The sequence below is a fragment of the Mycobacterium helveticum genome (assembly GCF_007714205.1).
Classification (GTDB): domain Bacteria; phylum Actinomycetota; class Actinomycetes; order Mycobacteriales; family Mycobacteriaceae; genus Mycobacterium; species Mycobacterium helveticum.
Genome location: NZ_VMQU01000079.1, coordinates 1 through 26,721, shown reverse-complemented (window position 1 = coordinate 26,721; position 26,721 = coordinate 1). Strand labels below are relative to the sequence as shown.

At 70.1% G+C, this 26,721-nt stretch carries 26 protein-coding genes and 3 pseudogenes; 10 read left to right on the top strand and 19 right to left on the bottom strand.

Going from position 1 to position 26,721, the window contains the following annotated elements:
* Positions 1-383: hypothetical protein (locus FPZ47_RS17720; RefSeq protein ID WP_144954767.1), on the bottom strand; the 383-nt coding region annotated here is incomplete at its 3' end.
* On the bottom strand, positions 376-1,617 hold the full coding sequence (locus FPZ47_RS17715; RefSeq protein WP_144954800.1) for a molybdopterin-dependent oxidoreductase: 1,242 nt from the start codon (positions 1,615-1,617) through the stop codon (positions 376-378). The genes FPZ47_RS17720 and FPZ47_RS17715, both read right to left, overlap by 8 nt.
* Before the next feature lie 192 nt (positions 1,618-1,809).
* Here FPZ47_RS17715 and FPZ47_RS17710 point away from each other — a divergent pair, with 192 nt between their 5' ends.
* On the top strand, positions 1,810-2,685 hold the full coding sequence (locus FPZ47_RS17710; RefSeq protein ID WP_144954770.1) for a DMT family protein: 876 nt from the start codon (positions 1,810-1,812) through the stop codon (positions 2,683-2,685).
* On the opposite strand, the gene fadD1 is transcribed toward FPZ47_RS17710, so the two are convergent.
* From fadD1 to FPZ47_RS17670, 8 genes are read right to left on the bottom strand one after another with little or no spacing between them, the layout of a single operon-like run.
* Positions 2,666-4,255, bottom strand: coding sequence for a fatty-acid--CoA ligase FadD1 (gene fadD1, locus FPZ47_RS17705; RefSeq protein ID WP_144954773.1), 1,590 nt, complete (start codon positions 4,253-4,255; stop codon positions 2,666-2,668). The genes FPZ47_RS17710 and fadD1 overlap by 20 nt on opposite strands.
* A gap of 4 nt (positions 4,256-4,259) precedes the next feature.
* Positions 4,260-5,243, bottom strand: coding sequence for an alpha/beta hydrolase (locus FPZ47_RS17700; RefSeq protein WP_425461821.1), 984 nt, complete (start codon positions 5,241-5,243; stop codon positions 4,260-4,262).
* Complete coding sequence (locus FPZ47_RS17695; protein ID WP_144954776.1) at positions 5,240-5,671, bottom strand: Zn-ribbon domain-containing OB-fold protein; 432 nt, start codon at positions 5,669-5,671, stop codon at positions 5,240-5,242. Before FPZ47_RS17695 ends, FPZ47_RS17700 begins: the two co-directional genes overlap by 4 nt.
* A gap of 29 nt (positions 5,672-5,700) precedes the next feature.
* Positions 5,701-6,903 carry a thiolase family protein gene (locus FPZ47_RS17690; RefSeq protein WP_144954779.1) on the bottom strand — a complete coding sequence of 401 codons (1,203 nt, stop codon included), beginning with the start codon at positions 6,901-6,903 and terminating at the stop codon, positions 5,701-5,703.
* Entirely contained in the window at positions 6,900-7,343 is a 444-nt protein-coding gene (locus FPZ47_RS17685) for a MaoC/PaaZ C-terminal domain-containing protein (protein WP_144954782.1), read from the bottom strand. The genes FPZ47_RS17690 and FPZ47_RS17685 overlap by 4 nt, the downstream gene beginning before the upstream one ends.
* A 7-nt stretch (positions 7,344-7,350) precedes the next feature.
* The gene (locus FPZ47_RS17680; protein ID WP_144954785.1) at positions 7,351-7,851 is read right to left on the bottom strand and encodes a MaoC family dehydratase; all 501 of its coding nucleotides are present in this window, start codon (positions 7,849-7,851) and stop codon (positions 7,351-7,353) included.
* A complete protein-coding gene (locus FPZ47_RS17675) occupies positions 7,841-8,956 on the bottom strand; it encodes an acyl-CoA dehydrogenase family protein (RefSeq protein ID WP_144954787.1) in 1,116 nt (371 codons plus the stop codon). The genes FPZ47_RS17680 and FPZ47_RS17675 overlap by 11 nt, the downstream gene beginning before the upstream one ends.
* A gap of 21 nt (positions 8,957-8,977) precedes the next feature.
* Complete coding sequence (locus FPZ47_RS17670; protein ID WP_144954790.1) at positions 8,978-10,168, bottom strand: acyl-CoA dehydrogenase family protein; 1,191 nt, start codon at positions 10,166-10,168, stop codon at positions 8,978-8,980.
* Between the two features lie 322 nt (positions 10,169-10,490).
* Between FPZ47_RS17670 and FPZ47_RS28440 the strand changes: the two genes are divergently transcribed.
* Positions 10,491-10,655 carry a hypothetical protein gene (locus FPZ47_RS28440; RefSeq protein ID WP_168209488.1) on the top strand — a complete coding sequence of 55 codons (165 nt, stop codon included), beginning with the start codon at positions 10,491-10,493 and terminating at the stop codon, positions 10,653-10,655.
* Between the two features lie 67 nt (positions 10,656-10,722).
* Here the strand turns inward: FPZ47_RS28440 and FPZ47_RS17665 are convergent, their stop codons facing one another.
* Positions 10,723-13,362, bottom strand: coding sequence for an ATP-binding cassette domain-containing protein (locus tag FPZ47_RS17665; protein WP_168209487.1), 2,640 nt, complete (start codon positions 13,360-13,362; stop codon positions 10,723-10,725).
* A gap of 241 nt (positions 13,363-13,603) precedes the next feature.
* Positions 13,604-14,632, bottom strand: a complete 1,029-nt coding sequence (locus FPZ47_RS17660) for an alpha/beta hydrolase (protein ID WP_246133514.1) — start codon at positions 14,630-14,632, stop codon at positions 13,604-13,606.
* Between the two features lie 182 nt (positions 14,633-14,814).
* Here FPZ47_RS17660 and FPZ47_RS17655 point away from each other — a divergent pair, with 182 nt between their 5' ends.
* Positions 14,815-15,669 (top strand): SDR family NAD(P)-dependent oxidoreductase, encoded by an 855-nt coding sequence (locus FPZ47_RS17655; RefSeq protein ID WP_144954792.1) that lies wholly within the window; start codon positions 14,815-14,817, stop codon positions 15,667-15,669.
* Positions 15,670-15,733: 64 nt separating this feature from the next.
* Here the strand turns inward: FPZ47_RS17655 and FPZ47_RS17650 are convergent, their stop codons facing one another.
* From FPZ47_RS17650 to FPZ47_RS17625, 6 genes and pseudogenes are all read right to left on the bottom strand, one after another.
* Positions 15,734-16,237, bottom strand: a complete 504-nt coding sequence (locus tag FPZ47_RS17650; RefSeq protein WP_144954795.1) for an isoprenylcysteine carboxyl methyltransferase family protein — start codon at positions 16,235-16,237, stop codon at positions 15,734-15,736.
* Positions 16,238-16,249: 12 nt separating this feature from the next.
* Positions 16,250-17,548, bottom strand: a complete 1,299-nt coding sequence (locus FPZ47_RS17645) for a type III polyketide synthase (protein ID WP_246133513.1) — start codon at positions 17,546-17,548, stop codon at positions 16,250-16,252.
* A 54-nt stretch (positions 17,549-17,602) separates the two neighbouring features.
* Complete coding sequence (locus FPZ47_RS17640) at positions 17,603-17,851, bottom strand: hypothetical protein (protein ID WP_144954797.1); 249 nt, start codon at positions 17,849-17,851, stop codon at positions 17,603-17,605.
* Positions 17,852-17,889: 38 nt separating this feature from the next.
* Positions 17,890-18,078 (bottom strand): annotated as a pseudogene (locus FPZ47_RS17635) (SRPBCC family protein); the annotation flags it as partial.
* Positions 18,079-18,086: 8 nt separating this feature from the next.
* Entirely contained in the window at positions 18,087-19,508 is a 1,422-nt protein-coding gene (locus tag FPZ47_RS17630) for a DUF7159 family protein (protein WP_145039523.1), read from the bottom strand.
* 156 nt (positions 19,509-19,664) lie between these two features.
* Positions 19,665-21,887 carry a molybdopterin-dependent oxidoreductase gene (locus FPZ47_RS17625; RefSeq protein WP_144956698.1) on the bottom strand — a complete coding sequence of 741 codons (2,223 nt, stop codon included), beginning with the start codon at positions 21,885-21,887 and terminating at the stop codon, positions 19,665-19,667.
* A gap of 70 nt (positions 21,888-21,957) precedes the next feature.
* Between FPZ47_RS17625 and FPZ47_RS30460 the strand changes: the two are divergent.
* The 6 genes and pseudogenes from FPZ47_RS30460 to FPZ47_RS17595 form a co-directional block, all read left to right on the top strand.
* Positions 21,958-22,452, top strand: a pseudogene (locus tag FPZ47_RS30460) (DinB family protein); the annotation flags it as partial.
* A gap of 18 nt (positions 22,453-22,470) precedes the next feature.
* The gene (locus tag FPZ47_RS30455) at positions 22,471-22,947 is read left to right on the top strand and encodes an OsmC family protein (RefSeq protein WP_144956707.1); all 477 of its coding nucleotides are present in this window, start codon (positions 22,471-22,473) and stop codon (positions 22,945-22,947) included.
* A gap of 282 nt (positions 22,948-23,229) precedes the next feature.
* On the top strand, positions 23,230-23,529 hold the full coding sequence (locus FPZ47_RS17610) for a hypothetical protein (protein WP_144956701.1): 300 nt from the start codon (positions 23,230-23,232) through the stop codon (positions 23,527-23,529).
* Positions 23,530-23,723: 194 nt separating this feature from the next.
* Entirely contained in the window at positions 23,724-23,903 is a 180-nt protein-coding gene (locus FPZ47_RS17605) for a hypothetical protein (protein ID WP_144956704.1), read from the top strand.
* A 133-nt stretch (positions 23,904-24,036) separates the two neighbouring features.
* Positions 24,037-24,432 carry a hypothetical protein gene (locus tag FPZ47_RS17600; protein WP_210419932.1) on the top strand — a complete coding sequence of 132 codons (396 nt, stop codon included), beginning with the start codon at positions 24,037-24,039 and terminating at the stop codon, positions 24,430-24,432.
* Complete coding sequence (locus FPZ47_RS17595; RefSeq protein ID WP_425461843.1) at positions 24,407-25,291, top strand: alpha/beta fold hydrolase; 885 nt, start codon at positions 24,407-24,409, stop codon at positions 25,289-25,291. Before FPZ47_RS17600 ends, FPZ47_RS17595 begins: the two co-directional genes overlap by 26 nt.
* Before the next feature lie 116 nt (positions 25,292-25,407).
* Here FPZ47_RS17595 and FPZ47_RS17590 read toward each other — a convergent pair.
* A pseudogene (locus tag FPZ47_RS17590) lies at positions 25,408-25,699 on the bottom strand (SDR family NAD(P)-dependent oxidoreductase); the annotation flags it as partial.
* Between the two features lie 327 nt (positions 25,700-26,026).
* Between FPZ47_RS17590 and FPZ47_RS29615 the strand changes: the two are divergent.
* Positions 26,027-26,443: a ribonuclease D gene (locus FPZ47_RS29615; protein WP_246133607.1), complete on the top strand. Its 417-nt coding sequence runs from the start codon at positions 26,027-26,029 to the stop codon at positions 26,441-26,443.
* Positions 26,444-26,721 lie beyond the last annotated feature (278 nt).

Below are 26,721 nucleotides of genomic sequence, written 5' to 3'. Positions count from 1 at the left end.
ATCAGCGCGCAGCCACCATCAACCAGATCACCGAAAACAAGATCATCACAAGCCGGCTGAAAAATCAGGGTCAGACCCGCACCCAGCGCGGGCACCCGGATGTAATTGAGCACGGGTATGCTCGGGCGGGCGCGCCCGGTCTTGGGCCGCGGCAGCAGCCGGTCAACCAACGCATAGAGCGGGAACAGCACCAGGTCATGCGCGACGACAGCCGCGGCGAACCACACGACGATCGACTGCCACCACACGTGCGGATTCCAGAGCGTGACCGGCCCGATGGTGGCCACCACGTAGCCGCACAGCGCGAACCCGGTGACCAGGGTCAGCAGGTGCAGCGGGCGGGATCCGTAGCACCGGACGAAAACCGCCAGCGCGCTACGCATCTCGAGCTCCCCGGAAGTCGATCGCCGTCACCCATTTCGTATTGTGCACGCCGGGCAGCGCGGGCACGACGATGCGGGCGGGATAACCGTGGTCGGCGGACAGGTCGGCGCCGTTGACCTTCAACGCCAGCAGCCCGTCGGGGTGCAGCGTCTGGTTGCGTTGCAGCGTGGCAGCCCCGAACGCACCGGAGCGCTCCAGCGACGACACGTGCGCCGACTCCGGTGCCGGCACGCCGGCCAGATGGGCGAGTTCCGCCAGTCGCACCCCCGTCCAGGTCTGGGTGGTCGACCAGCCCTCCACACAGGCGATCGGCAGCCTCGCGGTGTGCTGCGGCAGCGCCAGCAGCGCGGCGCGGTCCAGGACCACCGGTTGTGCGCCGCCGGTGAGCGTGAGCCGCCAGCGATTCCCGGTGGCGGCGGCGGGAATGCCCGCCGCGAGGGCCGTTCGGTTGACCTCGAAATCGTTGGGCCCGTCGCCGCGGGTGCGCCCGCGGGGCAGCAGCAGGGCCGCCCGCCGGGTGACGCCCCCCAGGGTCTGGCCCGCGGTGATCACCGCCAGGAACAGCGTCCCGGCGCCCACCAGCGACAGCGCGCCGCGGCGGCTGATCGTCGCGGGTCCCGGATCCGCGGCGACCAGGCCGTCGGGTTCCCAGGGCTCGGCCCGGGTGTCGGCGCGCCCGGTGCGCAGCACGTCGCGCAGTGACAGCGCACGCAGCCCCGACCACAGCCGGGGCAGCTTGATCGCGGCGTGCACGACGAACCCGGCGATGAACACCCACGCGCCGAAATAGTGGGCGGTGTAGAAGCTGAACCCGAAGATGTAGTCGTACTGGATGTTCAGCACGCCGGTCACTATTTCGAACAGCACACCCCCGACCAGCATCAGCAGCGAAACCCGTTCGGCCAGTTGGGCGATGGATCGGGCGGGCGGCCACACGAACAGCCGGGGAATCACCGACCACAACTTGGCCAGCACCACCGGGATCAGCACGAGCCCGAGTTGCACGTGCAGCCCCTGGGTCAGCCGGTACAGCCAGGACGGGTCGGTGGGCCAGTCGAACGCCGGCAGCGTCAGCCAGCCGACGTCCCCGGGGATGGCCTGATGCAGTCGCGGCCCGTACGCGATGTAGGACAACAGGCCGGTGAGGGCGACGATGGGCAGCGTCACCAGCAGCACCGAACCGAACACGGATGTCAGCCAGGGCCCCCGCAACGGACTGCGCCACCCGTGCATCCACCTGACCCCCGGAGGCTCGGTGCCTTCGGTTTCGGGTCTGCGGATGCGGTGCATCATCGATGATCATCCACGACAGATCGCGGAAAATCGTTCAATTCGGCACTTGCTCAGCCTCGGCCGAGTCACCGGGCGGGGGTCCCCGCCAACGCTACTGCCGGCCGATACCCCCGGTGCGCCTATTGTCGGGATGTGCTGATCGGCTTCCTACTCGCTCTGGCGTGCTCGGTCTGCTACGGCACGGCCTCGGTGTTGCAGGCGGCGGCGGCGCGATCGGTCGAAGCGGGCAGCGGTTCGGGTGTCGACACGGTCCTGCTGTGGCGCGCCGCCCGGCAGTGGCGCTATCTCGCAGGCGTCAGCCTGGACGGGCTCGGCTTCTTGCTGCAGGTGGCCGCGCTGCGGATGGCGCCGATCTACGTCGTCGCCGCGGCGTTGGCCGCGTCGATCGCCGTCACGGGCGTCGTGGCCGCCTGGGTGCTCTCGGCGCGGCTGTCGGCGGCCGAATGGACGGCCGTGGGCGTGGTGTGCGTCAGCCTGGTCGCGCTCGCTCTCGGCGCCGGGCCCGGGCACTCTCGTCATGCCCCCGCCGGATTCGGCTGGGCGCTGTTGGGCGCGGTGGCCGCGATCTTCGCGGCCGGCGCCGCCGCCGGGCGGCTGCCGGACCGCCCGCGCGCGCTGGCGCTGGGACTGGGCGCCGGAAGCGGTTTCGGCGTCGTCGAGGTCGGCGTGCGACTGATCGACGTGATCGACCCGACCGATCGCTCCCTGTACACCAACCCTGCGCTCTACGCGGCGGCCGCCGGCGGGGCCGCGGGATTTCTGTTGCTCACCTCCGCCCTGCACCGCGGATCCGTCACCACGGCCGTCGCGGGGATGGTGATCGGTGAGACGATCGCGCCGGCGCTGGTGGGCGTGGTGTGGCTCGGTGACCGTGCGCGCGACGGCCTCGGCTGGCTGGTGGTGCTCGGATTCGTCGTCGCGGTGTCGGGGACGCTCGCGCTGGCGCGGTTCGGGGAAGCGCCACAACCCACCGAAACCGGCGAAACGGTCAGCCGGCCGGGATGCTGACGGCCGAATAGGCGGTGCCGCGCGCCGGCCGCGTCCACAGCACGCCGCCCTGCGCGTTGGCACCGGCGGCGACGAGGTCGCGCTTGAGGATCTTGTTGGTGGCCGTCACCGGCAGGGCGTCGTTGATGCGCACGTAGCGCGGCCACGCCTTGGGCGACAGGTCGGGCTGAGCGGCGAGAAACCTCGCGAAATCGTCCGGCGCCAAACGGCTTCCGTCGCGCAGGACCAACGCGGCCATCACCTGGTCGCCGACCCGCTCGTCGGGTACGGCGTAGACGGCCACCTGGCTGACCTCGGGGATGCGGCCCAGGATCCGCTCGATGGGCGCCGCGGCCAGGTTCTCGCCGTCGACCCGCATCCAGTCGGCGGTGCGGCCCGCCAGGTAGATCCAGCCGTCGGCGTCCCGGTAGGCCAGATCGCCCGACCAGTACATGCCGTGCCGCAGTCGCTCGGCCGTCGCGGCGGGATCGTTGTAGTAACCGGTGAACGGGCCCGCGCCCGCGGTGTTGACGAGTTCGCCGACCGCGTCGTCGAAATTCGTCAGGGCGCCGTTCTGGTCGAATTCCGCGACGGCGCATTCCCGCAGGGAGACCGGGTTGTGGATCCCGACCCCCGGATACGGTTTGCCGATGGAGCCGCTCGGGGCGCCGTCCTCGCGCACGACGATCACCGCGAACTCGCTGGAGCCGAAGCTGTCGATCACGCGGCAGCCGAAACGCCTTGCGAAATCGTCGATGTCGCGATCGGTCGCCTCGTTGCCGAACGCCACCCGCAGGGTGTTGTCGGCGTCGTCGGGGCGTTCCGGGGTGGACAGGATCAGGGCCAGCGGCTTGCCGACGTAGTTCATGTACGTCACGTGGTAGCGACGCACGTCGTCCAGGAAGCGCGACGGCGAGAACCGGGCCGGGACCATGGTGGCGCCGCAGCCGACGCCGACCGCCCACCCGGCGGCGACGCCGTTGGAGTGGAACAGCGGCATCGACAGGTAGCACACGTCGTCGGCCGTGACGTCGTACTGAAAGATCAGGCTCGCCCCGCACATGATCGCCATCCCGTGCGCGAACCGCACGGCCTTGGGATTTCCGCTGGTGCCCGAGGTGAAGATCATCATCAGCGGGTCGGCGGCGGTGACCTCGCGGTGGGCGACCAGGGGTGGCGCGGTCGCGACCGCCCCGGCGTAGCGGGACCCGCTCACCTCGAGCACCTCGACGCCGGCCAGGTCGAGACCGTCCAGCAGCGCGAGGTGCTCGTCGTCGACCAGCAGGATCTGGCAGTCGCAGCGCCGGATGTCGGCGAGCAGGCCGGCGCCGCGCCGGGTGGTGTTGACGCCGCACAGCACGTAGCCGCCCAGCGCGGCCGCGGCCATCGCCCGCAGCATCTCCGGCGAGTTGGTGAGCAGGGCGCCGACGTGCAGCGGACGGGTGGTGTCGGCGCGCGCGATCAGGGCCGACGCCTCGGCCTCGGCCTCGGCGAGGTGTTCCCGCCAGGTCCAGGTCCGGTCGCCGTGCGCGACGGCGGGGGTGTCGTCGTACCTGCGCTGGCGTAGCAACTGCTGGACCGTTTCCGGCACCGTCTCAGCTCCCGGACCTGGGGTCGAGCAGCATCCGCAGGTCGCCGTAGATCAGGTCGCGCGCCAGCACCGACGCGGCCAGCGACGGGATCGTCATGAAGCCGTGGAACATGTCGGGGAAGTCGCGGTGCACGACCTGCACGCCCGCCTCGTGCAGGCGGCGGGCGTAATCGCAGCCCTCGCCGTGCAGCGGATCCTCACCGGCGGTGACGATCACCGCCGGCGGCAGACCCGCGTGCGACGCCGCGCGTGCCGGGGCCACCAGGTAAGGCGGGTCGACGATCCCGTCATCGCCGAGGTATTGACGCCAGTACCACTGCATCGCGGCCCGGGTGTTGAAGGGTCCCGCGGCGTAGCGGTGATAGCTCTCGGTGTCGAACGACGGGTCGATGACGGGATAGAGCAACAGCTGGCCGGCCGGCAGGGCGCCCCCCCGTTCGCGGCACAGGATGGCGACGACCGCCGCGAGGTTGCCGCCGGCGCTGTCGCCGGCGACGGCGATGCGCGCCGCGTCGATGCCGAGGTCCGCCGCGTGTTCCGCCGCCCAGCGGAATGCGGCGAAGGCGTCGAGCGCGGCGGCCGGCGCGCGATGTTCGGGGGCGAGCCGGTAGTCGACCGACACGACGACGGCCTGGCTGCCGCGGGCCAGCGCGCGGCAGAACCCGTCGTGGGAGTCGATGCCGCAGAAGACGAATCCGCCGCCATGACAGAACACGATCGCGGGCCGGTCGGCGAGCGGCTCGCCGTGCGGGTGGTAGACCCGTACCGGGATCTCGCCGGCCGGCCCCGGAACCGAGTGGTCGACGGCACTGCGTACGTCGCCCGCGTTGTTGACGGGCATGCGGCGCTTGGCCACCGCCTCCCGTGCCGCCGCAGCCGTCATGGTTTCGACGCGCGGGAATCCGGCGTCCAACTCGCGCAACATGTCCCGCAAGTAGTCGTCGACCTGGGTCCGGTGGACGTGGGTGCGCATCGTCGGGTCGCTCATGCCGGCCGGTACTTCAGCAGGGTGATCCCGACTTCGGGGAGGTCACAGAACACCGGCATCACTCGCATTCCTATCCGGACGTCGCTCGCGTCGACGTCGACCAATTCGGTGCTGATCCGCGGCCCCGCGTCCCACTGCACCACCGCGAGCAGCTGCGGCAGCGCATCGGCCCAGGGCGGCCCGGTGGGCCTGCGGGCGACGGTGAACGTGTACAGCGTTCCGCCGCCGTCGATCTCACGCCATTCCAGGTCGTCGGCCAGCGTCCCGGGGGCCAGGGTGCGCGGATAGAACACGTAGCGCCCCAACGACGGCGAATACTGCACCACGATCCGGTGCCGGGCCAGTCCGTCCCAGAACGGCCGGGAGACCGGCGTGGGCTCGGGGATGGGCAGGGGTTCGGTCGGGTTAATTGCGCCGCTCCTCCTCATCGTTTCGCTCTGCATCGTCACCGGCGCGGTCAGTCCCCCCGCAGCAGCAGCGCGACCTGCTCGCTCATGATGCCGCCGTTGCCGGTGACGAACGCGGTGCGACAGTCGGGCACCTGCGCGTCGGCGGCCCGGCCCATGATCTGGCGCGCGCCGTCGACGACATGGTGCATGCCGCCCGCCATGCCGGCCTGCCCGAAGGACAGCTGACCGCCGGCGGTGTTGAGCGGGAAATCGCCGCGATAGGTCAGGTCGCGTTCGGTGAGCCATTGCATCCCTTGGCCTTTCGCGCAGAAGCCGGCGTCCTCGAGGCTCATCAGCACCGTGATCGTATAGCAGTCGTAGATCGAGGCCATGTCGACCTCGGAGCGGCCCAGCCCGGCCATCGCGAACGCCGTGTCGGCGGCGCGGGCGATCGGCGTGCACAGCAGGTCCTCGGCGTAGGTCGGGGTCTTGAACGCGATGTGCTCGCCGAAGCCGGTGATCCACACGGGGCGATGGCGGCCGCGGCGTGCAATGTCGGCGTTGGCGATCAGGACACCGGCTCCCCCGTGTACGCGCATCACCGTCTCCAGCATGTGGATCGGGTCGGCGATCATCGGGCTGGCGAGCACATCGTCCACGGTGATCGGGGCGCCGTGGAAAACCGCGCCCGGATGCGCGCACGCGTTGGCGCGCTGGTCCACCGCGATCCCCGCGAGCGCGGCCGGGTCGTAGCCGAACTCGGCCGCATACCGCTGGGCGATCTGCGCGTACGGCGCGTTCTGGCCCACGTTGCCGTAGGGAATCTCGAACTCGGCCTGTGGTGAGCCGTAGTTGTTCGACGACGCGCCATACCAATTCGGGGCGGCGGCCGGCCTGGTGGCGGACCGGGGTACCGATGCCGATCCGGGTACCACGGCCAGCACCGCGTCGCAGACACCGAGTTCCACGGCGGCCGCGGCCCGCCACACCATCCCCGCCGACGTGGCACCACCCAGGTCGACTCGCTCACCGAAATCCATTGGCAGGCCCAGGTATTCGCACAGCGTGGCCGGCGCGAACATCGCCGATTCGGCCACGCCGTGGGTGATCAGGCCGTTGACGGCGGCGGGGTCGATGCCGGCGTCCTCGACGACCGCCTTCGCCAACGCCGCGTACTGGTCGAGGGTGAACAGCGGCGGCCCGCCGGGCCGCCGCTCGGCGGGCAGTTCGGCGATGCCGACGATGGCCGCTTCGCCCCGCAGCCCCGTCATGACGGCGTTGCCCGCCGGGGCAACTGCACCGTCGCCGTCCCGGGCGTCAGCACGGTGTCCTCGCGGCGGCCGACGATGTCGAGGTCGACCAGGCCGGCACCCCCGTCGGTGAGGCGCGTGCCGGTGACCACCCCGCCGAAGCGCAGCAACTCGCCGGGATGGGCGACGGCCCGGTTCTGCACCGAGAAGGACACCAGGCGGCCGCGGCCGCCGATCCAGTCGCCGATCGCGCGGGCCAGCAGCGCCGCCTGCAGCGGTCCGTGGACCAGCACGTCGTCGTAGCCTTCCTCGCGCGCCCACTGCTTGTCGTAGTGGATGCGGTGGCCGTTGTAGGTGGCGGCGCTGAAGAAGAACAGCTGGGTTTCGTCGACGGTGACGGTCAGCGCCGGGATCTGCTCCCCCACCGCGACGTCTTCGAAAAAAACCTGTTGGTCGGTCAAGGGACTCCTAAGGCCGGGCGATCATCGAGGTCGACGCTTCGGCAACCAGGTCTTTGTGCTGGTTGCGGTAGATCGTGTGCCAGGTCACCAGCACGAATCTGCCGGAGCGACCCTGCTTTTCGGTGATCGACTCGATGGTGCGGACCATCTCGATCTGGTCGCGGTGATAGGAGGGCCGGTGAAAGGTGAAGCTCTCCCCGCCCGCCATCCGCCTGGGCGCGCGCGGGAACGCCAGGCTGCCCGAGACGGCGCCGGAGGAACCGTCGGGCCGCAGCGTCTCGAGGTGCGTGACGCCCAGCACGGCGTACTGCAGGAACAGCGGCGGGCAGATGACGTCGCGAAACCCGTTGGCCCGCGCGTGCTCCGGGTCGAACCACAGCGGGTTGTGGTCGCCGACCGCGGCCGCCCACCGTTGCCAGTCGCGCCGGTTCACCTCACCCGTCGCCGAGGCGGCGACCGTCCCCACCCGGGACGCCGACTCGGCGTCGATCAGGCTGTCATCGTTCATCTTCCAGAGCCTCCTCCAGCCACGCCGCGGCGACGTCGGCCCCGCCCCCGAGCGTCGAGCCCAGCCGGGCCCGTTCGCTCCACAGATGCAGGTCCGTCTCGGTCACATAGCCCATCCCGCCGTGCAACTGATGCGCGTCCAGGGTGATCATCCGGGCCGCGCGGGCCGCGTGCATGCGGGCGATGGCCGTTTCCCGGGCCGCCGTGTGCCCGCGGGCGATCCAGAACACCGCCGAGTGCGCGGCCAGTCGCGCGGCGGCCACGGCGATGTGCATGTCGGCGATCAGGTGCTGGGCGGCCTGAAACGACGCGATCGCCCGGCCGAACTGGTGACGCAGCGTGGTGTATTCCACGGTGCGGTCCAACACCGCCTGCCCGACGCCCACCAGGTCGAGGGATCCCAGTGCCACCGCCGCGTTGGCGAGCCGGCGCAGCGCCGGCTCACCGACGCCGTCGCCGAGCAGGGCGTCGGGCGGCACCGCCACGTCCTCGAAGCGCACCGTGCACGCCCGGTGCCCGCCGGCCATGGCGAGGGGCTCGACGGCCAGGCCGTCGGCGCGGGTGTCGACGACGAAGGCCAGCGTGCGCCCGGGCGCGGCGGCCGACACCACGACGAGGTCGGCGACGTCGGCGTCGGCGACGTAATCCACGGTTCCGCTGAGCCGCCAGCGCGCCCGGTCCGGCGCGGCGTGCAGGGCAGGCGCTACGGCGGCCGCGTCGCGCGCGTTCCACAACGCGGTGGTGCCGCGGACGCTGCCGTTGGCCAGCGACGGCAGCCACGCCGCCTTCGGCCCGGGCCGGCCGAGCCAGTCGATCGCCAGCACCGCCCGCACGGTGCTGTGCACCATCGTCGGGCACAGGGCGCGGCCGGCCTCGGTGGAGAAGACGGCGAGATCCTCGAGCGAGCCGCCGGAGCCGCCGTACTCCTCGCCGACGGCGAGCCCGAAGATACCGGCGCCGGCCAGCGCCTGCCACAGGGCCGCGGCGCTGCGGTCGGCGCCGGGTTCGCTCAGCGCGCGCACCAGGGTCACGGGGCATTCCGCCGCCAGTAGCGCGCGCGACGCCGAGGCGAACGCGCGTTGCTCGTCGGTGGGTATCACTCTCATGTTCGTCCCGTGCGGCTCCGGTCAGCGCCCATAGGAGGGCATGCCGTGGCCGCGCTGGGCGATGATGTCGCGGAGCACCTCGTTGGTGCCCCCGCCGAAGCGCATCAACGGCGCGGCCCGGTACAGCCGTTCGAATTTCCCGCCCAGCGGGGCGTGTGGGCTGCGATGTGCCAGCAGGCCGTCGGGGCCGAGCAGATCGAGCGCCAGGTCCGCGATGCGCTGGCGCAGCTCGCTGGTGAAGACCTTCTCGACGCTGACCTCCACGGAAGGGATGGCGCCGCTGTCGAGCATCGAGGCGGCCTCGTAACCCATCAGCGTGGCCGCCTCCACATCGGCTTCGGCCTGCGCCAGCCGGCGGCGCAGCACCGGACAGTCGGCGGGCACGGTCCCGTCGCGCCGGGGGCTGCGCGCGAGCTCTCGCAGCTCCTCCACGGCGCGGCGCAGGTCGCCGGCGTTGGTCAGCGCGCCGCGCTCGAGGTCGAGGGCTCCGGTGATGTACGTCCAGCCGCGGTTCACCTCGCCCACCAGGTTGGTCAGCGGGACCCGCACGTCGCGAAAGTGGGCTTCGTTGGTGCGGTAGCCCGACCAGGCGTAGAGGGGGCGGATCTGGACGCCGGAGCTGTCGATCGGGACGATGATGACCGAGATGCCCCGATGCCGGGGCGCGTCGGGATCGGTGCGGACGCAGAGCCACTCGTGGGTGGCGCGCTGGGCGCCGCTGTTCCAGATCTTCGTCCCGTCGATCACCCACTCCCGGCCGTCGCGCCTCGCGCGGGTCCGGAGGCTGGCCAGGTCGGTGCCGGCGTCGGGTTCGGAATAGCCGACGGCGCAGATCATCTCGCCGCTGGCAATCAGGGGCAGCCATTCGGTCTTGTTCCGCTCGGTGCCGTGCCGCATGATCATCGGCGCCACCGACGTGACCGTCAGGTCGGGGCCGGGTACGCCCCAGTACTCGAACTCGCTCATCAGCAGGTGCTGATACACCGCGCCGAGGCCCCCTTCGCCGCCGAGCCCGCCGTACTCGCGCGGCCAGTTCAGTCCGAACCAGCCCTTTTCGCCGATCTTGCGGCGGAAACGCGCCACCTCACCGTTGGGGAACTCGAGATCGTGCTGGTCGAGTTCGGCGCGCAGCGCGGGGGTGACGTTGTCGCGCAGGAATCCGCGGACCTCGGCCAGCCAGGCGCGCTGTCCGGCGTCGAGTTCGAAATCCATTCCGGCCCCTTTGCCGCTGCGATCTAGCGCGAACCCTAACAGTTTGCTTAGCCGCGCTCAGCAACACCGGCGTCGGAGGCGACGATGCGCGTGGAAAGAGCCCGGCGGCCGATCGGACGGCGGCGCCTCCGATCGCATGACCAGTGGTCGTGCAAGTGTTAAAACGCTGTCAAACTCCCGTAAATCCGCGCCTTGGCCCTCGCGGGCGCGCGATCGGGCTGCAAGGATCATGGGATCGGCTCGTCGAGCATCGGGCGTACCGCTCGATCCGACGAGCCCGGGGAGAAAACACACGGGGAGAAAACAGACGGGGAGAAAACAGATGCCCACTGTTGAGACACGCCTTCGCCAGGAACTGCGTACCTGCGCCGTCGAGTTGCGCCAGTTGGCGTACACCCTGCCCCACGGGGTCGGCGAGCACGATCTGCTGCAACTGTCCGACCGAATGCGCGCCGCCGCCGAACAGGTAGCGCGCAAGGGGGCCTGACGTTTCGTGGCACTCCGCGGGGAATTCAGCGCGGAACCTCCCGGTCGTCGCCTTCGCCGGCGGGTGCTCAGCCACCCTTGAGGCGGATCCTCCACCGCACGAAGGCCAGATAGACCATGCTGATCGCCAGCAGCATGGCCACGTCGAACGACCACGCGCCGGCGGTGTGATGCCAGTGCGAATCCTTCGGGGTCACCGGGCCCGGTTCCAGCTTGAGCAGGTCCGCGGTTGCGGCCGACGCCGCAAAGCCCCACCTCGCCGGCGTGGCCCACGACATCTGGTCGAGCCCGATGCGGTCGGTGACGGGGATCATGCCGCCGGAGAACACCAGCTGCGACATCACCGCCACGACCAGCAACGGCATGATCTGTTCGTTGGACTTGGCGATGGCGGACAACGCCAACCCGAGCATCGCCGAGGCGACGCACGTCAACGCGACGTCCACGAACAGCTCGAAGCCGGGGTCGCCCAACGCGACGGCCCCCTGGGTCGGGCCGCCCTTGCCGATCAGCACGATGACCGTCACGATCGCCGACTGGATCAGCGCGAACACCGTGTAGACGCAGACCTTGGCCAGCAGGTAGGCGGAGGTGGACAGGCCGACCGCTTGTTCGCGCAGGAAAATCGGGCGTTCGCCGATAAGGTCGCGGATCGTCAGCGCGGTGCCCATGAACACCGCACCGACGTTGAGCAGCACCAGAATCTGCCCGGGCTCGTTGGGGGCGGCACCCATCGGGTTGGGGACGCCGAAGCCGACGTTGCCCGGCACCGACATCGACAACGCGCCCATGATGAAGGGCAACACCGCCAGAAACGCGAAGTAGCCGCGGTCGGAGATGATCAACCGCATCTGCCGCCTGGCGATGGTGGAGAACTGCCGGACCAGGCTCGTGTGGGACGGATCGCCCAGCTCGGCGGGTTTTTCCGCTGCCGGCGGCGGCGGGGGCGGCCCGGTCCGCGCCAGATAGCGGGCCCGAGCCCCGTCGGGGTCGTTGGCCACCGTGCTGAAGATGTCGGCCCAGTTCGTCGTCCCCATCGCGGGCCCGATCTGGCCGGGCGACCCGCAGAACGCGGTCTTGCCACCGGGGGCCAGCAGCAGCACCTGATCGCAGACGTCGAGGTAGGTCAGCGAGTGGGTGACCACGAGCACCACGCGGCCCGCGTCGGCCAACTGCCGCAGCATCGTCATGACCTGGCGGTCCAGGGCCGGGTCCAGACCCGAGGTCGGCTCGTCGAGGATCAGCAGCGACGGGCCGGTGAGCAGCTCCAGCGCCACCGATGCGCGTTTGCGCTGGCCGCCCGACAGCTTGTCGACCCGGGTGTGCAGGTGCTGGGTCATCTCCAGTTCCTCGAGCACCCGGGCCACCACCTGGGCCCGGTCGGCGTTGCTGGTGTCCGGCGGCAGCCGGAGTTCGGCGGCATACATCAGCGCCTGCTGCACGGTCAGCTGGCCGTGCACCACGTCGTCCTGCGGGACCATGCCGATCCTGCTGCGCAGCGAGGCGTACTCGGCGTGCACGTTGTGGCCCTCGAACGTCACCGTGCCGGTGGTCGGGTGCGTGTAGCCGGCGACCAACCTGGCGAACGTGGACTTGCCCGCACCCGAGGGTCCGATGACGGCCGTCAGCGTTCCGGGGTGCGCCCCCAGCGAAATGTTGTCCAGCAGCGTCTTGTTGTTCTCGATGGTCCACGTCACCCCGCGCACGTCGAGGCCGCCGGTGCGTGTCGCGGTCGCGGTCTCGTCGCGCCGCACCAGCGTGCCGCCGGCGAAGACGAGGTCGATGTTGCCGATAGTGACCACGTCGCCGTCGTGCAGCAGCGCCGAGTCGACCCTGGCGCCGTTGACGAAGGTGCCGTTGATGCTGCGGTTGTCGTGAATCTCGGTGCCGCGTGCGGTCGGGACCAGGGTGGCGTGCAGACGGGACGCCAGCACCTCGGGGATGACGATGTCGTTGTCGTTGGCCCGGCCGATCTTGATCGCTCCCGGGACCGACTCGGCGCCCGATCTGCCGGGGCGCAGCATCCGCATCATCGACGTCGCGATGTTGGTGGGGTCGCCGCCGAGGCGGCCGGTCTCGGCGGGCCTCGGCTCGTCCGCGGGCGCGGCGGGCACCCGCACCGGTGGCGCCCGGTAGATCTGCGGCCCCTGTTGCGGCCCGCTGGGCGGGCCGGCGTGGTGTGCGCCGGTCGGATGGCGCGGTTGCGGCTCCGCGGGGTAGCCCGGCAGTGGCCCGCTCGGGTGGCTGTGCTGCGGACCGCCGGGCGGCTGCGCGGGGTGCCGGAACGGGGCCGGCAGCGGTTGCTGCGGCTGGCCGTGCGTCGGGGCCCCGCCGGCGTCGCCGTGGGGATGCAAGACCGGTATCGACGTCGTCAGCGGCGGCCGCCCCGCCGAACCCTGGTGGCGGCCGACCTCGAACGTCAGCGCGGGACCGTCCGGATTGCCGATGTTGACCCGCAGGCCGTCCTGGATATCGACGACCGGGACGCGGCGGTTGTTGACGTACAGGCCGTTGAGGCTTCCGTTGTCGATGGCGATCCAGCGGCCCTGGTCGAATCGCACGATCAGGTGGGTCCGGGAGATCAACGGCTGCGCGACGCGCACGTCCGCGCGCAGGTCGCGCCCGATCACCACATCGTTTCCTGCTGCGAAGGTGCGCTCGGATCCCTCGTAACGCACGGTCAGCACGGGCGGGGCTGGTCGGCTCATCCGCTTCACTGTATCGGCAGCGTGACCGATCGGGGGCAGGCGCTACGGTCGAGTTTCGGGCCGAAACCTAAGGGGTGACCCGCCGGCCGTGCACGACAGCCACACCGAAACCCCCGCCGACGCGCCGGAGATGAGCGCCGCCGACCGGCGGCAGCAGCGGCGATGACACGGGGCCGCTGGGGGCGCCGGCGCGCTCGCATCGTTGACGCTGCGGCTCAACATGTTTCGCAGTGCGCGACGGCTATACCACCCTGGTGGTCGCCGGCACCCCGTGCGACCACGCCGTGCCAGCGCGGCCGTCGGGCAACGCGTCCCGCCCGGCGGTGACCTCTTTGACGAAATCACCGATGTAGCGAATGGTGCGTCGCCCTTCGGGCAAAATGTCGGCAGCCAACGGGAAATCGTGGATCTGTCCGTCCCACAGATGCAGATCGCAGCGGATTCCCGCGGCGTCCAGCCGTTTCGCCATCAACTCGGCGTCGGGCAGCAGCAATTCGTCGGAGCTCGCGTGGATGGTCACCGGGGGCAAAGCGGACAGATCGGCATCCACCGGTGAGACGACGGGGCGCGCGGAGCCGTCCGCGCCGGGAAGTTGTACCTCCCCGAGATATCGGGTGAATATCGACAACGCCGCGCGCGTGAACATCGAGCACCGGCGTGCATTGCGGTGCCTCAATTTTCCCGCCGGGTCCGCATCCGCGAACGGCGAGATCGTCGCGATGCCCGCCGGCTTCGCAACACGGGCGCGGATGGCGCAGAGCGCGGTCATGAACGCCAGGTATCCACCGGCCGAGTCGCCGGCCACGACGACCTGCTCGCCGTCATAGCCGCTCTCCTGGCGCCAGCGAAGCCCGTCGAGGCCGTCCTCGATGGCATCGCCGATCCGGTGCGACGGCAGCTTCCGGTAGCCGACGGTGAGCACCGCGGCGTCGGCCGCTTTCGACAGGCGAGTCACCAGGGCACGGTGCGTGTTGAGACCGCAGGTGAGAAACGCGCCGCCGTGCAGATAGAGAATCGCGCGGGTCGACGACGCGCCGGGCGCGCGAACCCATTCGGCGCCGCAGTTCTCCAGCCGCACCGGGTCGATCTTCGCGGAGGACCGCAACTGTGGCAGCAGTCCCGCCAGACCGTCCACGTATTCCAGGGGCCAGTGCAGGTCCGGCTGAAAAGCCCAGGCGCGAACCGCGTTTTTCATGATCAGCCGACTGGCCAGGGACACCGCAACCGATTGCGGACTATGGCGATGGTGAATTCGCCGCTTTGTCTCCAGCTTCGGCAATACGTGGTACGGGTCTTTCTTCCTCGTTGCCAAGTGCAATCACTCCCGACGGCAGCAATTACCCGTCCCGCGGCCCGGGAAACGACGGGGGAACTCGGGCCGGTGTCGCGATCGTCACGTTTGGCCCGCCCCTGCCGAGGGTGCCGCGCGGTCGGTGCCCCAAGATGGTGAGCATGCAAGAAGCCGAACCGGCGGCGGGGGCCGTCCCCCTGCTGGCCGACCGGGTCGCGGTGGTCACCGGCGCCGGCGGCGGGATCGGGGCCGCCACCGCGCGGTTGTTCGCCCGCCACGGCGCCCGGGTGGTCGTCGTCGACATCGATGCGGAACTGGCCCGGGGCAATGCCGACCAGATCGCGTCGTGCGGTGGCGCCGCCATGCCGGTAGTGACCGATGTCCGCGACCCGGACCAGGTCGACGGCCTGGCGCGGTCGGTGCTGGACCGGTTCGGGCGGGTGGATGTCCTGGTCAACAACGTGGGCCACTGGCTGCGCCACCCCGGCAACTTCGTCGACACCGACCCGCAACTGTGGGACGACCTGTACCGGATCAACCTGCATCACGTCTTCGCCGTGACCCGTGTCTTTCTGCCCTCGATGATCGAGCGGCACGCCGGCGCGATCGTCAACGTGTCGTCTGTCGAGGGCCTGCGCGGCTACCCGGAGGATCCGGTGTATGCGGCCTTCAAGGCCGCCGTCATCCATTTCACGCGCAGCCTCGCGGTCCAGGTCGGGCGCGACGGTGTGCGCGTGAACGCGATCGGACCCGACGTCACCGAATCCCTGCAGGTGCCCTACTCGCAATGGCTGTCGGCCGAGGAGCAGACGCAGTGGCCGCACTGGGTTCCGGTCGGGCGCATGGGCGTTCCCGAGGACCAGGCGCGGGTGATTCTGTTTCTGGCGTCGGATCTTTCGGCATTCGTCACCGGTCACACCATCCCGACCGACGGCGGCACCGCCGCGGCCGGCGGCTGGTTCCGCTCGTCGCGCCGGGCCGGCCGGGAATGGACGAACCGCCCCATCGCGCCCTGATCGCGTATTGCCCTTACACCCTGCCGCCCCTCACGCCCTGCTGCCCCTCACGCCCTGCTGCCCCTCACACATAGCCGAGGGCCGCGTTCTCGGCGCGGATACGCACGGTGAGCACCAGCGCATTGGCGATGCTGAACACGACCGCTGTCAGCCACGCCGAATGGATCAGCGGCAGTGCCGCCACCTCCGCCACGACCGCGGCGTAGTTGGGGTGGCGTACCCACCGGTACGGTCCGTCCCGCACTACCGGGGCGTCCGGGATGACGATCAGCCGCGGATTCCATCGTTTGCCGAGCACGGCGACGCAACGCCACCGTACGGCGGTGCTCAGCGCCACGACGGCAACCATCGGCCAGCCCAGCCACGCGATGAACGGCGGCTTCACGGCCCACACCTCGACAACGCACGAAACCAGTAGCAGCGCATGCATACTCACCACCACCGGGTAGTGGTCCCGCCCGAATTCCCTGCCGCCGTGCGCAAGTGACCATCTGGTGTTGCGCCGTGCGACCGCGAGCTCGACCAAGCGTTCAACGGCGACCGCGAGGATGAGCAGGTAGTAGTACACGAGCCGGCTCCGTCACCACCGCAGCAGCAACAGCTCGAAGCTGAAGCCCGGGCCCATTGCCAGCATCACCCCGAAGTCCCCGGGCTCCGGCGGCGCGGCGACCGTCCTGCGCAGCACGTCGAGCACCGACGCCGAGGACATGTTGCCGTTCTCGCGCATCGAATCCCGGCTGTGCGCCAGCGCCTCCGGCGGCAGGCCCAGCGCGCTCTCGATCGCATCGAGCACTTTCGGGCCGCCCGGGTGGCATACCCACGCCGAGATGTCGGCGACGGACAGGCCGTGGTCGTCCAGAAAGCTCTCGACCTCGCCGCTCAGGTGTTCGTCGGCCATCTTCGGGACGTCACGGGACATGACGAGGCGGAAACCGGTGGAGCCGACGTGCCAGCCCATTACGTCGACGGTCCCGGGCACGACCCGACTCCGGGTCGCCAGCACCCGGGGAGCCCGGGCATCGTTGGAGCACAGGGCGTTTCGGTCGGCACCCGTGGCGACCGCCGCGGCCGCGCCGTCGCCGAAGAGCGACACACCGATCAGGGCGGGGATCGATGCGTCGTCACGCTGCAGCGTCAGCGAGCACAATTCGACGGACAACAGCACGGCCACATCCCCCGGGTAGCCGTGCAGGTAGTCGTGGACGCGCGCCATCCCCGCAGCACCCGCCACGCAGCCGAGCCCGAACAGCGGGACACGCTTGATGTCCGGCCTCAGGCCGACACGCGAGATCAACCGCGCATCGATGGTCGGCACCGCGATACCCGTGCTGGAAACCATCACGATCGTGTCCACCTCGTGCGGTTCGACGTTCGCCCCGGCGAGGGCCTCTCGCAGGGCCCGCTCACCGAGGTCCACGGCGACCTCCAGATAGGCGTCGTTGGCTTCGGTGAACCCGTTCAGCCTCGGGTAGCGCGACAGCGGCAGCGCCAGGCTGCGCCGGTCGACGCCCGTTGTCTGCGCGAAGCGCAGGAAGCCCGGTTCGGTGAACTCGGTGAACTCGGTGAACTCGCGCGCCACTTCGTCCTGGTCGTAGCGGTACTGGGTGAATGCCACCGCGGTGCCCGCGATCCGCGGGGCGGTTCCGCGGCCGCGATGGGCGGCCCATTGGGAGGGTGGAGAATACGGTGTTGCAGTCATACACAGCCGACGAGCGGCGCCCCCGGAAGGTTCACCCCGAACCGACCCGCGCGGGAGGCGCGCCGTCCAGCGCCGGGCGATCACCTCCGCCACGATCTCGCGGCCGGGCCTGGTGGCGATGCCCCGCGGCGGTTTGCGGCGCCGGGTCCGCGCCTGCGCGCGCAACTCGACGGCGTTCACGATCGTCCTGGTCGCCGCCGCCAACTCGGTCGCGATCGAAGGAGCCGTGCTCCTTCAACGTCTTCCACACGTCTTCCACATGTCTTCCACACCTTGGTGTTGAACTGCATTGCCGGGAAAGCGATTCCGCCGATATCTTCGACCGAACCAGGGCGCGCCCGCGACACCGATCGGCACCGCCGTGCGCATCGCGACCATGGCCAGCCGGTGCCAGAGAGTCTGCTCGATCGGCGGCGGCGCCACGGCCGGACGGCGCATCAGCCGCCGCAGATCCAGCGCGTCGAGGTGGCTGTCGAGCAGCACGATGGCAGCCGGCGTCACGCTGATCGCGTCGCCGGGCAGGGCGTGTCGAACACCACCTGCGCGTAGACGACTCGCATCAGATAGGCCATCCACAGGTGCCGTCCCTGGTTCCAGGCGCAGGGGTAGTCGACGGTGCGGGCCTCGCGGCCGGCCACGATGCGGGTATAGATCTGGGTTTCGCTGCCGAGCCGGTCATCGGCCGGCCGCAGCCCCTGCTCGCCGGTCGGGGCGCGCGCTACAGGCCCGGAATGCCCGGGATGCCCGGCACCGGGAGGTGCGGGATCGGAATCCCCGGGGGTCCACCGGGAATCCCCGGGCCGGGCCCGGGGATCGGCGGGCCGATCGGGATGCCCGGGATGCCCGGGCCCGGCCCGGGGATCGGCGGACCGAACGGGATGCCCGGGCCCGGCCCGGGGATCGGCGGACCAGGAGGGCCGAGCGGAACCGGCGGGGCGGGCAGGGGCAGTCGCGGCGGCGCCGGTGGGGCCGGAGGAGCCGCCGGTGGCGGAGGAGCCGCGGGGGCCGGCGCCGGCTTCACCGGGGGGCGCTGCTGTGTGGCCGGCTTGGCCGGAGGGGTGGGCGGCGGGGCCGGCTTCGCCGGGGCGACGGCGCTTGCGCCGATGGCCGGACGGTTGTCGACGTGTGGCCGGATGGCGATGGCCAGGGCGAATACCAGCGCCACCACCCCGCCGACGAATAGCGACAGCACGCCTATGGCCACCAGAAACGGTCTGGTCGTCTCCCGCCGCTCGCCGTCCTCCTCGCCACCGATCGCGGCGGACGCGAAAAAGCCGCCGGTGGAGGCCGTCAGCGCGTCAGCCTCCTCGTCGGGGACGGCGCTGTAGGCGAGCGCCTCGTCACCCTCTTCGACGGCGGCGGGGATTTCCAGATAGCCGGGGGCAACCGCCCGCGGGTCCACCACGCCCGTGCCGGCATCCTGCGCGTAGGCCATCGCGGCCGTCGACGACGCGAACAACGGCGGATTCGCCGACGCCAGCGCCGCGCCCATGGCCAGCGCCGTCTCCGGCTCCGCGGGTGTGCTCACCACCAGCGACGTCGCCCGCTGCAGCAGCGGCTTGATCGCGGCGACGTCGACACCGTCGGAACCGACGACGAACAGGCCGTCGGGCCGTGGGTCGAGCACGTCGACGCCGGCGACCATCGCGGTCAACGCGGCGACCGCATCCTGCTCGTCGTCGGGCAGCAGCTGTTTCCGCGCGCCGGCCACCGAACCGTCCGCGGAGTCCACCACCGCCAGCGTCGCGGAATAGGGCTCCAGAAACAGCAACGCGGTGTGCGCATAGCGGGTCGCGCTACCCACCGTCTGCGCCAGCGCGGCGGCGGCCAGGAAAGCCGAGACCAGCATGACCTTCTCGATCTTCAGGCCGGCCAGCAAGGCGTTCAGCGCGGCGGCCTGGCCGGCCTCGGTCCACGTCACCCCGATCGACGCCAGCTGGTATCCGGCTTCGACCGCGCCTTCGCGGGTTCCGAGGATCGCCGAGACCACCTGGCGGGGGGCGTCCGCGGCGTCCGGGGTCTGGCCGGGGGGCAGCTCGAAGTTTTCCGTCTCGACCGTGGCGCCGTCGGCGTTCTCACCCTCGACCAGCACCATCCGAACCGTCGTGGGTGCCATCGATACCCCGAGTACGGTCTCCACCGCCCCTCCCGTAATGGCGTCTCCCAGGCTTTCGAGGCCTCTCCCGCCTCCACCATAAACATCGCGGGCGCGGACACACACACCCCTTGATCCGGCCTTGATCCGGCTCGGCCTTGATCCGGCTCCGCGCCCGCCGGCGTCGCATCCGGTCGATCGTCAGCCGATCGTCACCGGGATGCCGTTGAGGGCGCCGTTGCCCGACGGCTCGTCGAGGAACGTCGGCGGGGACAGCACGTTGGTGTTGGCACCCGGTGAGCCGTTGGCCACCGCCAGGCGGGTGCCCGGCATGCCGTGGCCCCAACCGTGGGGCATCGACACCACGCCCGGCCTGATCGCCTCGGTCACCTCGACGGGCACCGTGATCTCGCCGGCCGCCGACTTCACCGTCACGACGTCATCGTCGGCGATCCCGCGGCGGGCCGCGTCGTCGGGGTGGATCAGCAGCGTGCAGCGGTCCTTGCCCTTCATCAGCGCGGGCACGTTGTGCAGCCAGGTGTTGTTCGATCGCAGATGCCGGCGGCTCACCAGGACGAGTTCGTCGGCGGGCCGCGCAAGCCGCGCGGCCAGCCGTGGCAGGTCGTCGAGCAGGTATTGGGGCGCCAGCCGGATCTTCTTGTCCGGGGTGCCGAGGATGTCGGGCAGCTGCGGCACCATCGGCCCGAAGTCGATCCCGTTCGGATTGGCCTTGAGCATGTCCAGGGTGAGTCCGCCCGGATTCTCGCCGTACCGGTCGCCGAAGGGACCGGTACGCAGCGTGAGGTCGAGCATCCGCTCGGGGCCGCCGTGCTCGTAGAGTTCGCGGATCTTCGCGCCGTCGAGTCCCTGGGTGAAGGCCAGGTAATCGAAGAACCCGTCGTCGATCGCCGCCACGTCGACGTCCTCGGCCGGGGTGCCGGTGCACAGGCCGGTGAGCCGGATCAGGATCTCCCACTCGTGTGGGCGGTCGCCCGGATCGAACACCGGCGCGGAGTAGTTCGCGATGCTGCGGATCGCGAACAGCAGGATCAGGTCGTCGTGGTGCGGCTGCTCGAGCGGGGACAGTCCGGGCAGGATCACATCGGCATGCCGCGTCGTCTCGTTGAGCCAGAGGTCAACGGAGATCATCGCTTCCAGCATCGGCAGCGCCTCGTCGAGCTTGTCGCCGCCGGGGGTGGACAACACCGGGTTGCCGGCGACGGTGATCAGCGCCTTGAGTTGCCCGGCGCCCGGCGTGGCGATCTCTTCCGCCATGCACGACACCGGAGCCTGCCCGAGGACCTCCTTGGCGCCGCGCACCCGGGTGCGCCAGCGGCCGAATTCTGCTGCGCCCCCTTCCAGGCCGGGCAGCGGTTGCGTCGTGATCGACCAGGCCGCCGGCTTGGGGAACATCGCGCCACCGGGGGTGTCGAGGTGACCGGTCAGGATGTTGATCACGTCGACCAGCCAGCTGGCCAGGCTGCCGAATTCCTGGTTGCACAGGCCGATCCGGCCGTACACGACGGATCTCGGGGTGCCGGCGAGCTCGCGCGCCAACCGGCGGATGCGGTCTTCGTCGATGCCGGTGACGGCGCTCACCCGCTCCGGGGGCCACTCCGCCGCGACCCGGCGCATCGTGTCCATGCCGTCTACCTGGCCCTCGAGGTGCGGGCCGGGATTCACCAGGTCTTCGTCGAAGAGGGTGTGCGCGACGGCCAGCAGCAGCGCCGCGTCGGTCCCCGGCACGATCGGCAGCCACTCGTCGGCCTGGGCGGCGGTCGGTGTGCGCACCGGGTCGATGACGATCACCTTGCCGCGCCTGCGGATCCCCTTGATCAGGCCCATCACGTCGGGGGCGGCCAGCAGGGAACCCTGCGACGCGGCGGGATTGGCGCCCATGATCACCATGAGGTCGGTGCGCTCGATGTCGGGCACCGGGAAGTTCCACCACAGGCCGTACATCAGGTGGGACGACAGGTTCTTCGGCCACTGGTCGACCGTGCCCGGCGAATAGGTGATCGGTATCCCCGACATGCCCATCAGCACACCCGCGTACCGGGCCAGCGAAAACGAATGCGCCAGTGGGTTACCGGTGTAGGCGGTCACGGCCCCGATCCCGTACTTGGCGATCACCGGCGCCAACAGCTCGGTGCAGCGGCGGAACGCGGCGTCCCAGCCGACCTCGTGCCATCGTCCGTCGATCTTGATCATCGGTCGGCGGATGCGGTCCGGGTCGTCGTGCAGCGCGGCCAGCGACGCGCCCTTCGGACACAGGTGTCCCCGGCTCCACACGTCGTCACGGTTCCCACGGATGCTGGTGACCTTACCGTCGGTGGGACCGCCTTCGACGTGAATCTCCAAGCCGCACATGGCTTCACAGAGTGGACAGGTGCGCAGATGCCTGGTGCGTTCGCCGGTGGTCACCCGCCCAACTGTATTCCGCTACCTCACGTAGCGGAAGTGGCTACGCGAGGGCGTCTGAAAAGATCAGGCAATGGCCGAGGACTGCCCCGAATGCGGTTTCACCTACGACCTTCGCCTGGCCGCGGCGGCCGGCGACGACATCCGGCGGCGGGTGGCCGCGGTCGCGGCGATCCTGTGCGACGGTGCGGTCGACGTCCGGTCCCGCACCCGGCCCGGGTTGTGGTCGCCGCTGGACTACGGTTGCCACCTGCGCGACGTGCTGCTGGTGCAGCGCGAGCGCGTCCTGGCGGCCTGGCGCGTGGACGGGGCCGACTGCGCCGCCATGGGTCGCGAGGAGCGGGCCGACCACGACGGGTACGACGAGCAGGACCCGATCGATGTGGCCCGCCAACTCGGCTACGCCGCAATGCTTTTCGGTAACGTCTTGGCCCGCTTGGGCGCCGGCGACTGGGACCGCACGGTGGTCTACCACTACCCGCGCACGCGGGAACGCTCGTTGCGCTGGGTCGCGGTCCACACCGTGCACGAGGCCCAGCACCACCTCCTCGACATTCGCCGCCAGGTCGATGCGCCGACGCGCGGGATGCCCGCAGAGCACCCCGGCGAACACGCGTATCGGGTCCGGTGCACCTGGCAGGGCTCGACGGGCGTCGGCTACCGCGACTATCAACGCGAGCATCTGGTCAGCGCGCCCCCGGCCCAGGACACGCTGACACTTTCGGCGGACCCGGCCTTCCTCGGTAGCCCGGACCGGCTCAACCCCGAACAGCTACTGGTGATGGCCGCGGCGTCGTGTCAGCTGCTGTCGTTTCTCGCCGTGGCCGCCCGGGCGCGCGTCGACGTGCTGGGCTACAGCGACGACGCGGTGGGCGTCATGCCCGCCAGTGACCACCCGATGCGGATCACCCGCATCGGGTTGCGACCGCGGATCGTCGTGGCGGCGGGACCGACCGCAGAGCAGGTAGGTCACCTCGTCGACGTGGCGCATCGGGAGTGCTACATCGCCAACTCGCTCAGCGCCGACGTGACCGTCGTGCCGCAGGTCGAGGTTCACGGCTGAAAGACCGGGCGACCCGCCCGGTCAGTACGCATCGATCAGCGAGTTCCTGCGTAAGCGGGGCGCCATTCGTGGGGCGCGGCGGACGATGGCCGTCGTCACCCTCGCGACGTGTGCGGTGCCTTTCAGCGTCCTGGTGGGTCAGCGGCAGGTGGCGAACGGCTCGTTCGCCGCGCGAGGGCTCCGCGTTCGGCCCACGAAGAAGGCTTCAGCAGCGCCGTAGGGGCGTTTTGGCTCATCGCCTTCCTGGTCGCCGCCAGCGCCGCCCCGGCGCAGCGGATCACGGTGAGCGTCGGCACGGCGACAGCCGAGCCGCGGGGCCTCGGCGACGCCGTCGGCGCGCTGCGGATCGAACAGGTGACCGCGGCGGCCGACATGGCGATGCACGCGGTACGCGGCGAAGCAATCCGGCGGCAACCGGGTTCAGCACGCATGATCAGCGCAACCGCCCCCGCGGCCACCGGCCGGCTGATGTCCGGCAAACATTGGGCACCGGCCGGAATCACCGACATCTGCCGGATGCCGCGCGTCGACACGGCGACTCACTGCGGCGCGCACCGCGCCGCGAACCTGACAACCTGCTGACTTTCCGCCGGGAATTGGGTTCGAGTCCGCCCTATTCGCTGTACACACGCCGCGCTGCCGCCCTACGGTCGAGGCAGATCAAACAGCGCACACAAACCGCGCAAACAAAGTGCCGGCCGCCAAGATCGAACGCCAACCCCTCGGGAAGGAATTGGGTCGATGCGCCATCAACCGCCAACCCGGTCATGCCGATCATGACCAACGACCGACAACCGGACCTCGACCATCTGCGCTGCGAACTGCTCGACCGGGTGTACGCGCACCCTTTCGACGACTGGTCCCCCGACCTGCTGCGGGCGATGATCGCACTTTTCGACCTCAACGGCGTAACCCCGGAGACCAGGCACCACTTCCGGCCCTACCTGGTCAGATAGCGGTCAGATAGCGGTCGATCCGCGCGTTCCCCGGCGATCAGTCGCCGGGCCATCAGGGTCACCACGACGGAGATGTGGGAAGTGCTCGCCCGCGAACAGATCCGGGAAACCCTGGCGCGCTCCAACTGGTCTGGTGGCGCCCGCGGAATCCACGATCTGGCCGCGACTTTCCGCCCCGGCGGACCGAGATCCTCGGGTTCCTCGTGGCATCACCGGAGACCTCGCCGGCAGCGTCGACGTCAAACCCGTTGTCCGGCAAAACCTCACCAACGTGCTGATCACCGGCCTGACCTCCGGGCGGGCGCAGGTCACGTCGTATTTCACCGTGCTGACCCACGTCGGGCTCGACCACTTCGGGCGCCACCGCGACACCGTGGTGCCAAATTGGGCGGCCCCCGACCCGGCCATGGCCCGGACGCCGCCGGGCTGGGTGACGGGCGCTCGCCCGTCGGGTGACCGGCCTGCGGAACACCGCCGCCCGTCCGACGCGGGGGCATGGCAGGGTGGCAGGCGTGGCCAACACTTCTGAACCGATCGCCGTCGAGCACGACCTGCGCGAAATCGAAACCCCCAAGGGCGCACTGCGGTACTACGACTGCGGCGCGGACGCCGGCCCGGTGCTGCTGTTCCTGCACGGTTCCGGTCCCGGGGTCACCGGCTGGCGCAACTTCCGGGGACTGCTGCCCAGCTTCGCCGAGCACTACCGCTGCCTGATCCTCGAATTCCCCGGCTTCGGCGTCAGCCCGGACGTCGGGGGCCACCCGATGGTGACCGCGCACGGCGCCGTCGTGCCGTTCCTGGACGCGCTCGGCGTCGACAGGGTCCACGTCATCGGCAACTCGATGGGCGGCGGGGTCGGCATCAACTTCGCGATCCGCAACCCGGAGCGCGTCGGCCGGCTGGTGACGATCGGCGGGATCGGCACGAACATCTTCAGCGCCAGCCCCAGCGAGGGCATCCGGCTGCTGCAGGAGTTCACCGAGGACCCCACCCGGCAGCGGCTCGTGGACTGGCTCAAATCGATGGTCTACGACCAGTCGCTGATCACCGACGAACTGATCGCGGAACGCTGGCAACTGGCCACCGACCCGGAGACGCTGGCTGCCGCGCGCCGCATGTACGGCAAGGCGGCGTTCGCCGCGATGACCGCGGCGATGGAGGCCTCCGACCGGCCGATGCCGTGGGCGACCATGCACAAGCTGGCCGCCCCGACGCTGCTGACGTGGGGCCGCGACGACAGGGTCAGCCCACCCGACATGGCCCTCATCCCGATGCGCACCATCCCCAACGCCGAACTTCACATCTTCCCCAAGTCCGGGCACTGGGCGATGATCGAAGCCAAGGAGGCGTTCGAAAGCACCGTGCTGGCGTTCCTGTCACGGCCGTAGCGCAACGGACCCGGCCAGGCCTTGCGTCAACACGGCGTGGGCGCCGGGCGTCCCGTCGAGAAGCCGGCTGGTGCGAGCGCTGATCTGCCACCGGCCGTCGACGTCGTAACTTCCCTCGGTGGGCGGTCGAGGTCGAGACGACACGCGCCGCTGACGGCGTCGTTCTGGATGATCGGCGTGTCGACATTGGCGGGATGCCCGCGGTTCACCCGAATGTGTTGCGGCGCAGTTTCGCCGGCCAGGCGGCGCATCAGTCCGACGACGCCGTGGTGGGCCGCCGTGTCATGCGCGACCCCCGCCAGCCGCCGCAGCCCGGCGATCGAATTCGTCAGGTGAATCGGCCCGGTGCCCCGCGATCAGGTGCGGGGGCCCGGCCCGGCAGGTGTGCCACACGCCGGTGAGGTTGATGGCGAATCGTTAAAGTACCCCCTGATCCCTGATCCCTCATCCCCTTCCTGGGCTGTAGTACGACGGTGTATTGCGCTTTGAGGGCATGGCGGTCGACTGGTCGAAGCGTGGTGACTACATCGCCAAGCACGGAATCACGCCAGAGCAAGCCGATGAAGCGCTTAACGATGCCAACGCAGTCATCTTCGACCCCGACTACAACACCAAAAGCGTTCGCCAGGTTCGCCACCCCCGGCTACTCGCCCAGTGCCCAGGCTGTCGTGAGTGTCATCACCCTGGACCAGGGAGATGTCGTATGGGGCGTCAATGCATGGCAGTCCAACAGCCGTGACCGCCGCTACTACCGCCAAGGAGGTCCAGATGAGTAAGAGCCTTGATGATTTGCTGGCCGAGATCGGCGACGAGGCCGAGGCCGCCGAAGCCGACCAGACCGACAGGCCGATTCCCCCGCACGTGAAGATCACCCGCGGCAACCCGCGCAGCAAAGTGCTGCAGGTCCGGCTCAACCCAGAGGAACTGGAATCGCTGGAACGCATCGCCCGGCGCCGCGAGCTACCGGTGTCGACGATCGCACGCGAGCAGTTGCTGCGGCTGATCGCTGAAGACCACTTGGGAACCCCGCACGCGCTGGCGCAACTGCGTGACAGGCTTACCGGGGCTGCCGACACCATCCTCCAGGTGGCCGACACGATCGCTGGCGCACCTTCGCGTTTACCGGCAAACCAAAGTGTGCGCTCAAAGTAGCAGCAGAATGTACTCCGTGATGGGCTACAGGCACGTAGGTCACCTCAAATGTCGCAAACGACGGCCCCTTCCCCTCACCGGGGCTCTACCAGCACTTTTGTTGATGACCAGGGCTGAAACAAACACAGCAACCTCAGATTGGTAACAAGTCGGGAAAATACCCCCATCCGGTTACGCCGAACGTGAAGCCAATGCGAAAAATCGGGTTCTATTGCCATGAATGTGGGTCGGGTGGGGTGTGCTATGTCTCGCGTGGCGTGACGGTCTGGGCGCACGGG

Excerpts from the sequence above, each read along its gene's own strand:
- FPZ47_RS17715 (WP_144954800.1), bottom strand. The coding sequence starts at position 1,617 with ATGCACGGGTGGCGCAGTCCGTTGCGGGGGCCCTGGCTGACATCCGTG.
- FPZ47_RS17700 (WP_425461821.1), bottom strand. The coding sequence starts at position 5,243 with ATGAGCGACCCGACGATGCGCACCCACGTCCACCGGACCCAGGTCGAC.
- FPZ47_RS17695 (WP_144954776.1), bottom strand. The coding sequence starts at position 5,671 with ATGAGGAGGAGCGGCGCAATTAACCCGACCGAACCCCTGCCCATCCCC.
- FPZ47_RS17690 (WP_144954779.1), bottom strand. The coding sequence starts at position 6,903 with ATGACGGGGCTGCGGGGCGAAGCGGCCATCGTCGGCATCGCCGAACTG.
- FPZ47_RS17680 (WP_144954785.1), bottom strand. The coding sequence starts at position 7,851 with ATGAACGATGACAGCCTGATCGACGCCGAGTCGGCGTCCCGGGTGGGG.
- FPZ47_RS17675 (WP_144954787.1), bottom strand. The coding sequence starts at position 8,956 with ATGAGAGTGATACCCACCGACGAGCAACGCGCGTTCGCCTCGGCGTCG.
- FPZ47_RS17670 (WP_144954790.1), bottom strand. The coding sequence starts at position 10,168 with ATGGATTTCGAACTCGACGCCGGACAGCGCGCCTGGCTGGCCGAGGTC.
- FPZ47_RS28440 (WP_168209488.1), top strand. The coding sequence starts at position 10,491 with ATGCCCACTGTTGAGACACGCCTTCGCCAGGAACTGCGTACCTGCGCC.
- FPZ47_RS17665 (WP_168209487.1), bottom strand. The coding sequence starts at position 13,362 with ATGAGCCGACCAGCCCCGCCCGTGCTGACCGTGCGTTACGAGGGATCC.
- FPZ47_RS17655 (WP_144954792.1), top strand. The coding sequence starts at position 14,815 with ATGCAAGAAGCCGAACCGGCGGCGGGGGCCGTCCCCCTGCTGGCCGAC.
- FPZ47_RS30455 (WP_144956707.1), top strand. The coding sequence starts at position 22,471 with ATGCCCGCAGAGCACCCCGGCGAACACGCGTATCGGGTCCGGTGCACC.
- FPZ47_RS17605 (WP_144956704.1), top strand. The coding sequence starts at position 23,724 with ATGACCAACGACCGACAACCGGACCTCGACCATCTGCGCTGCGAACTG.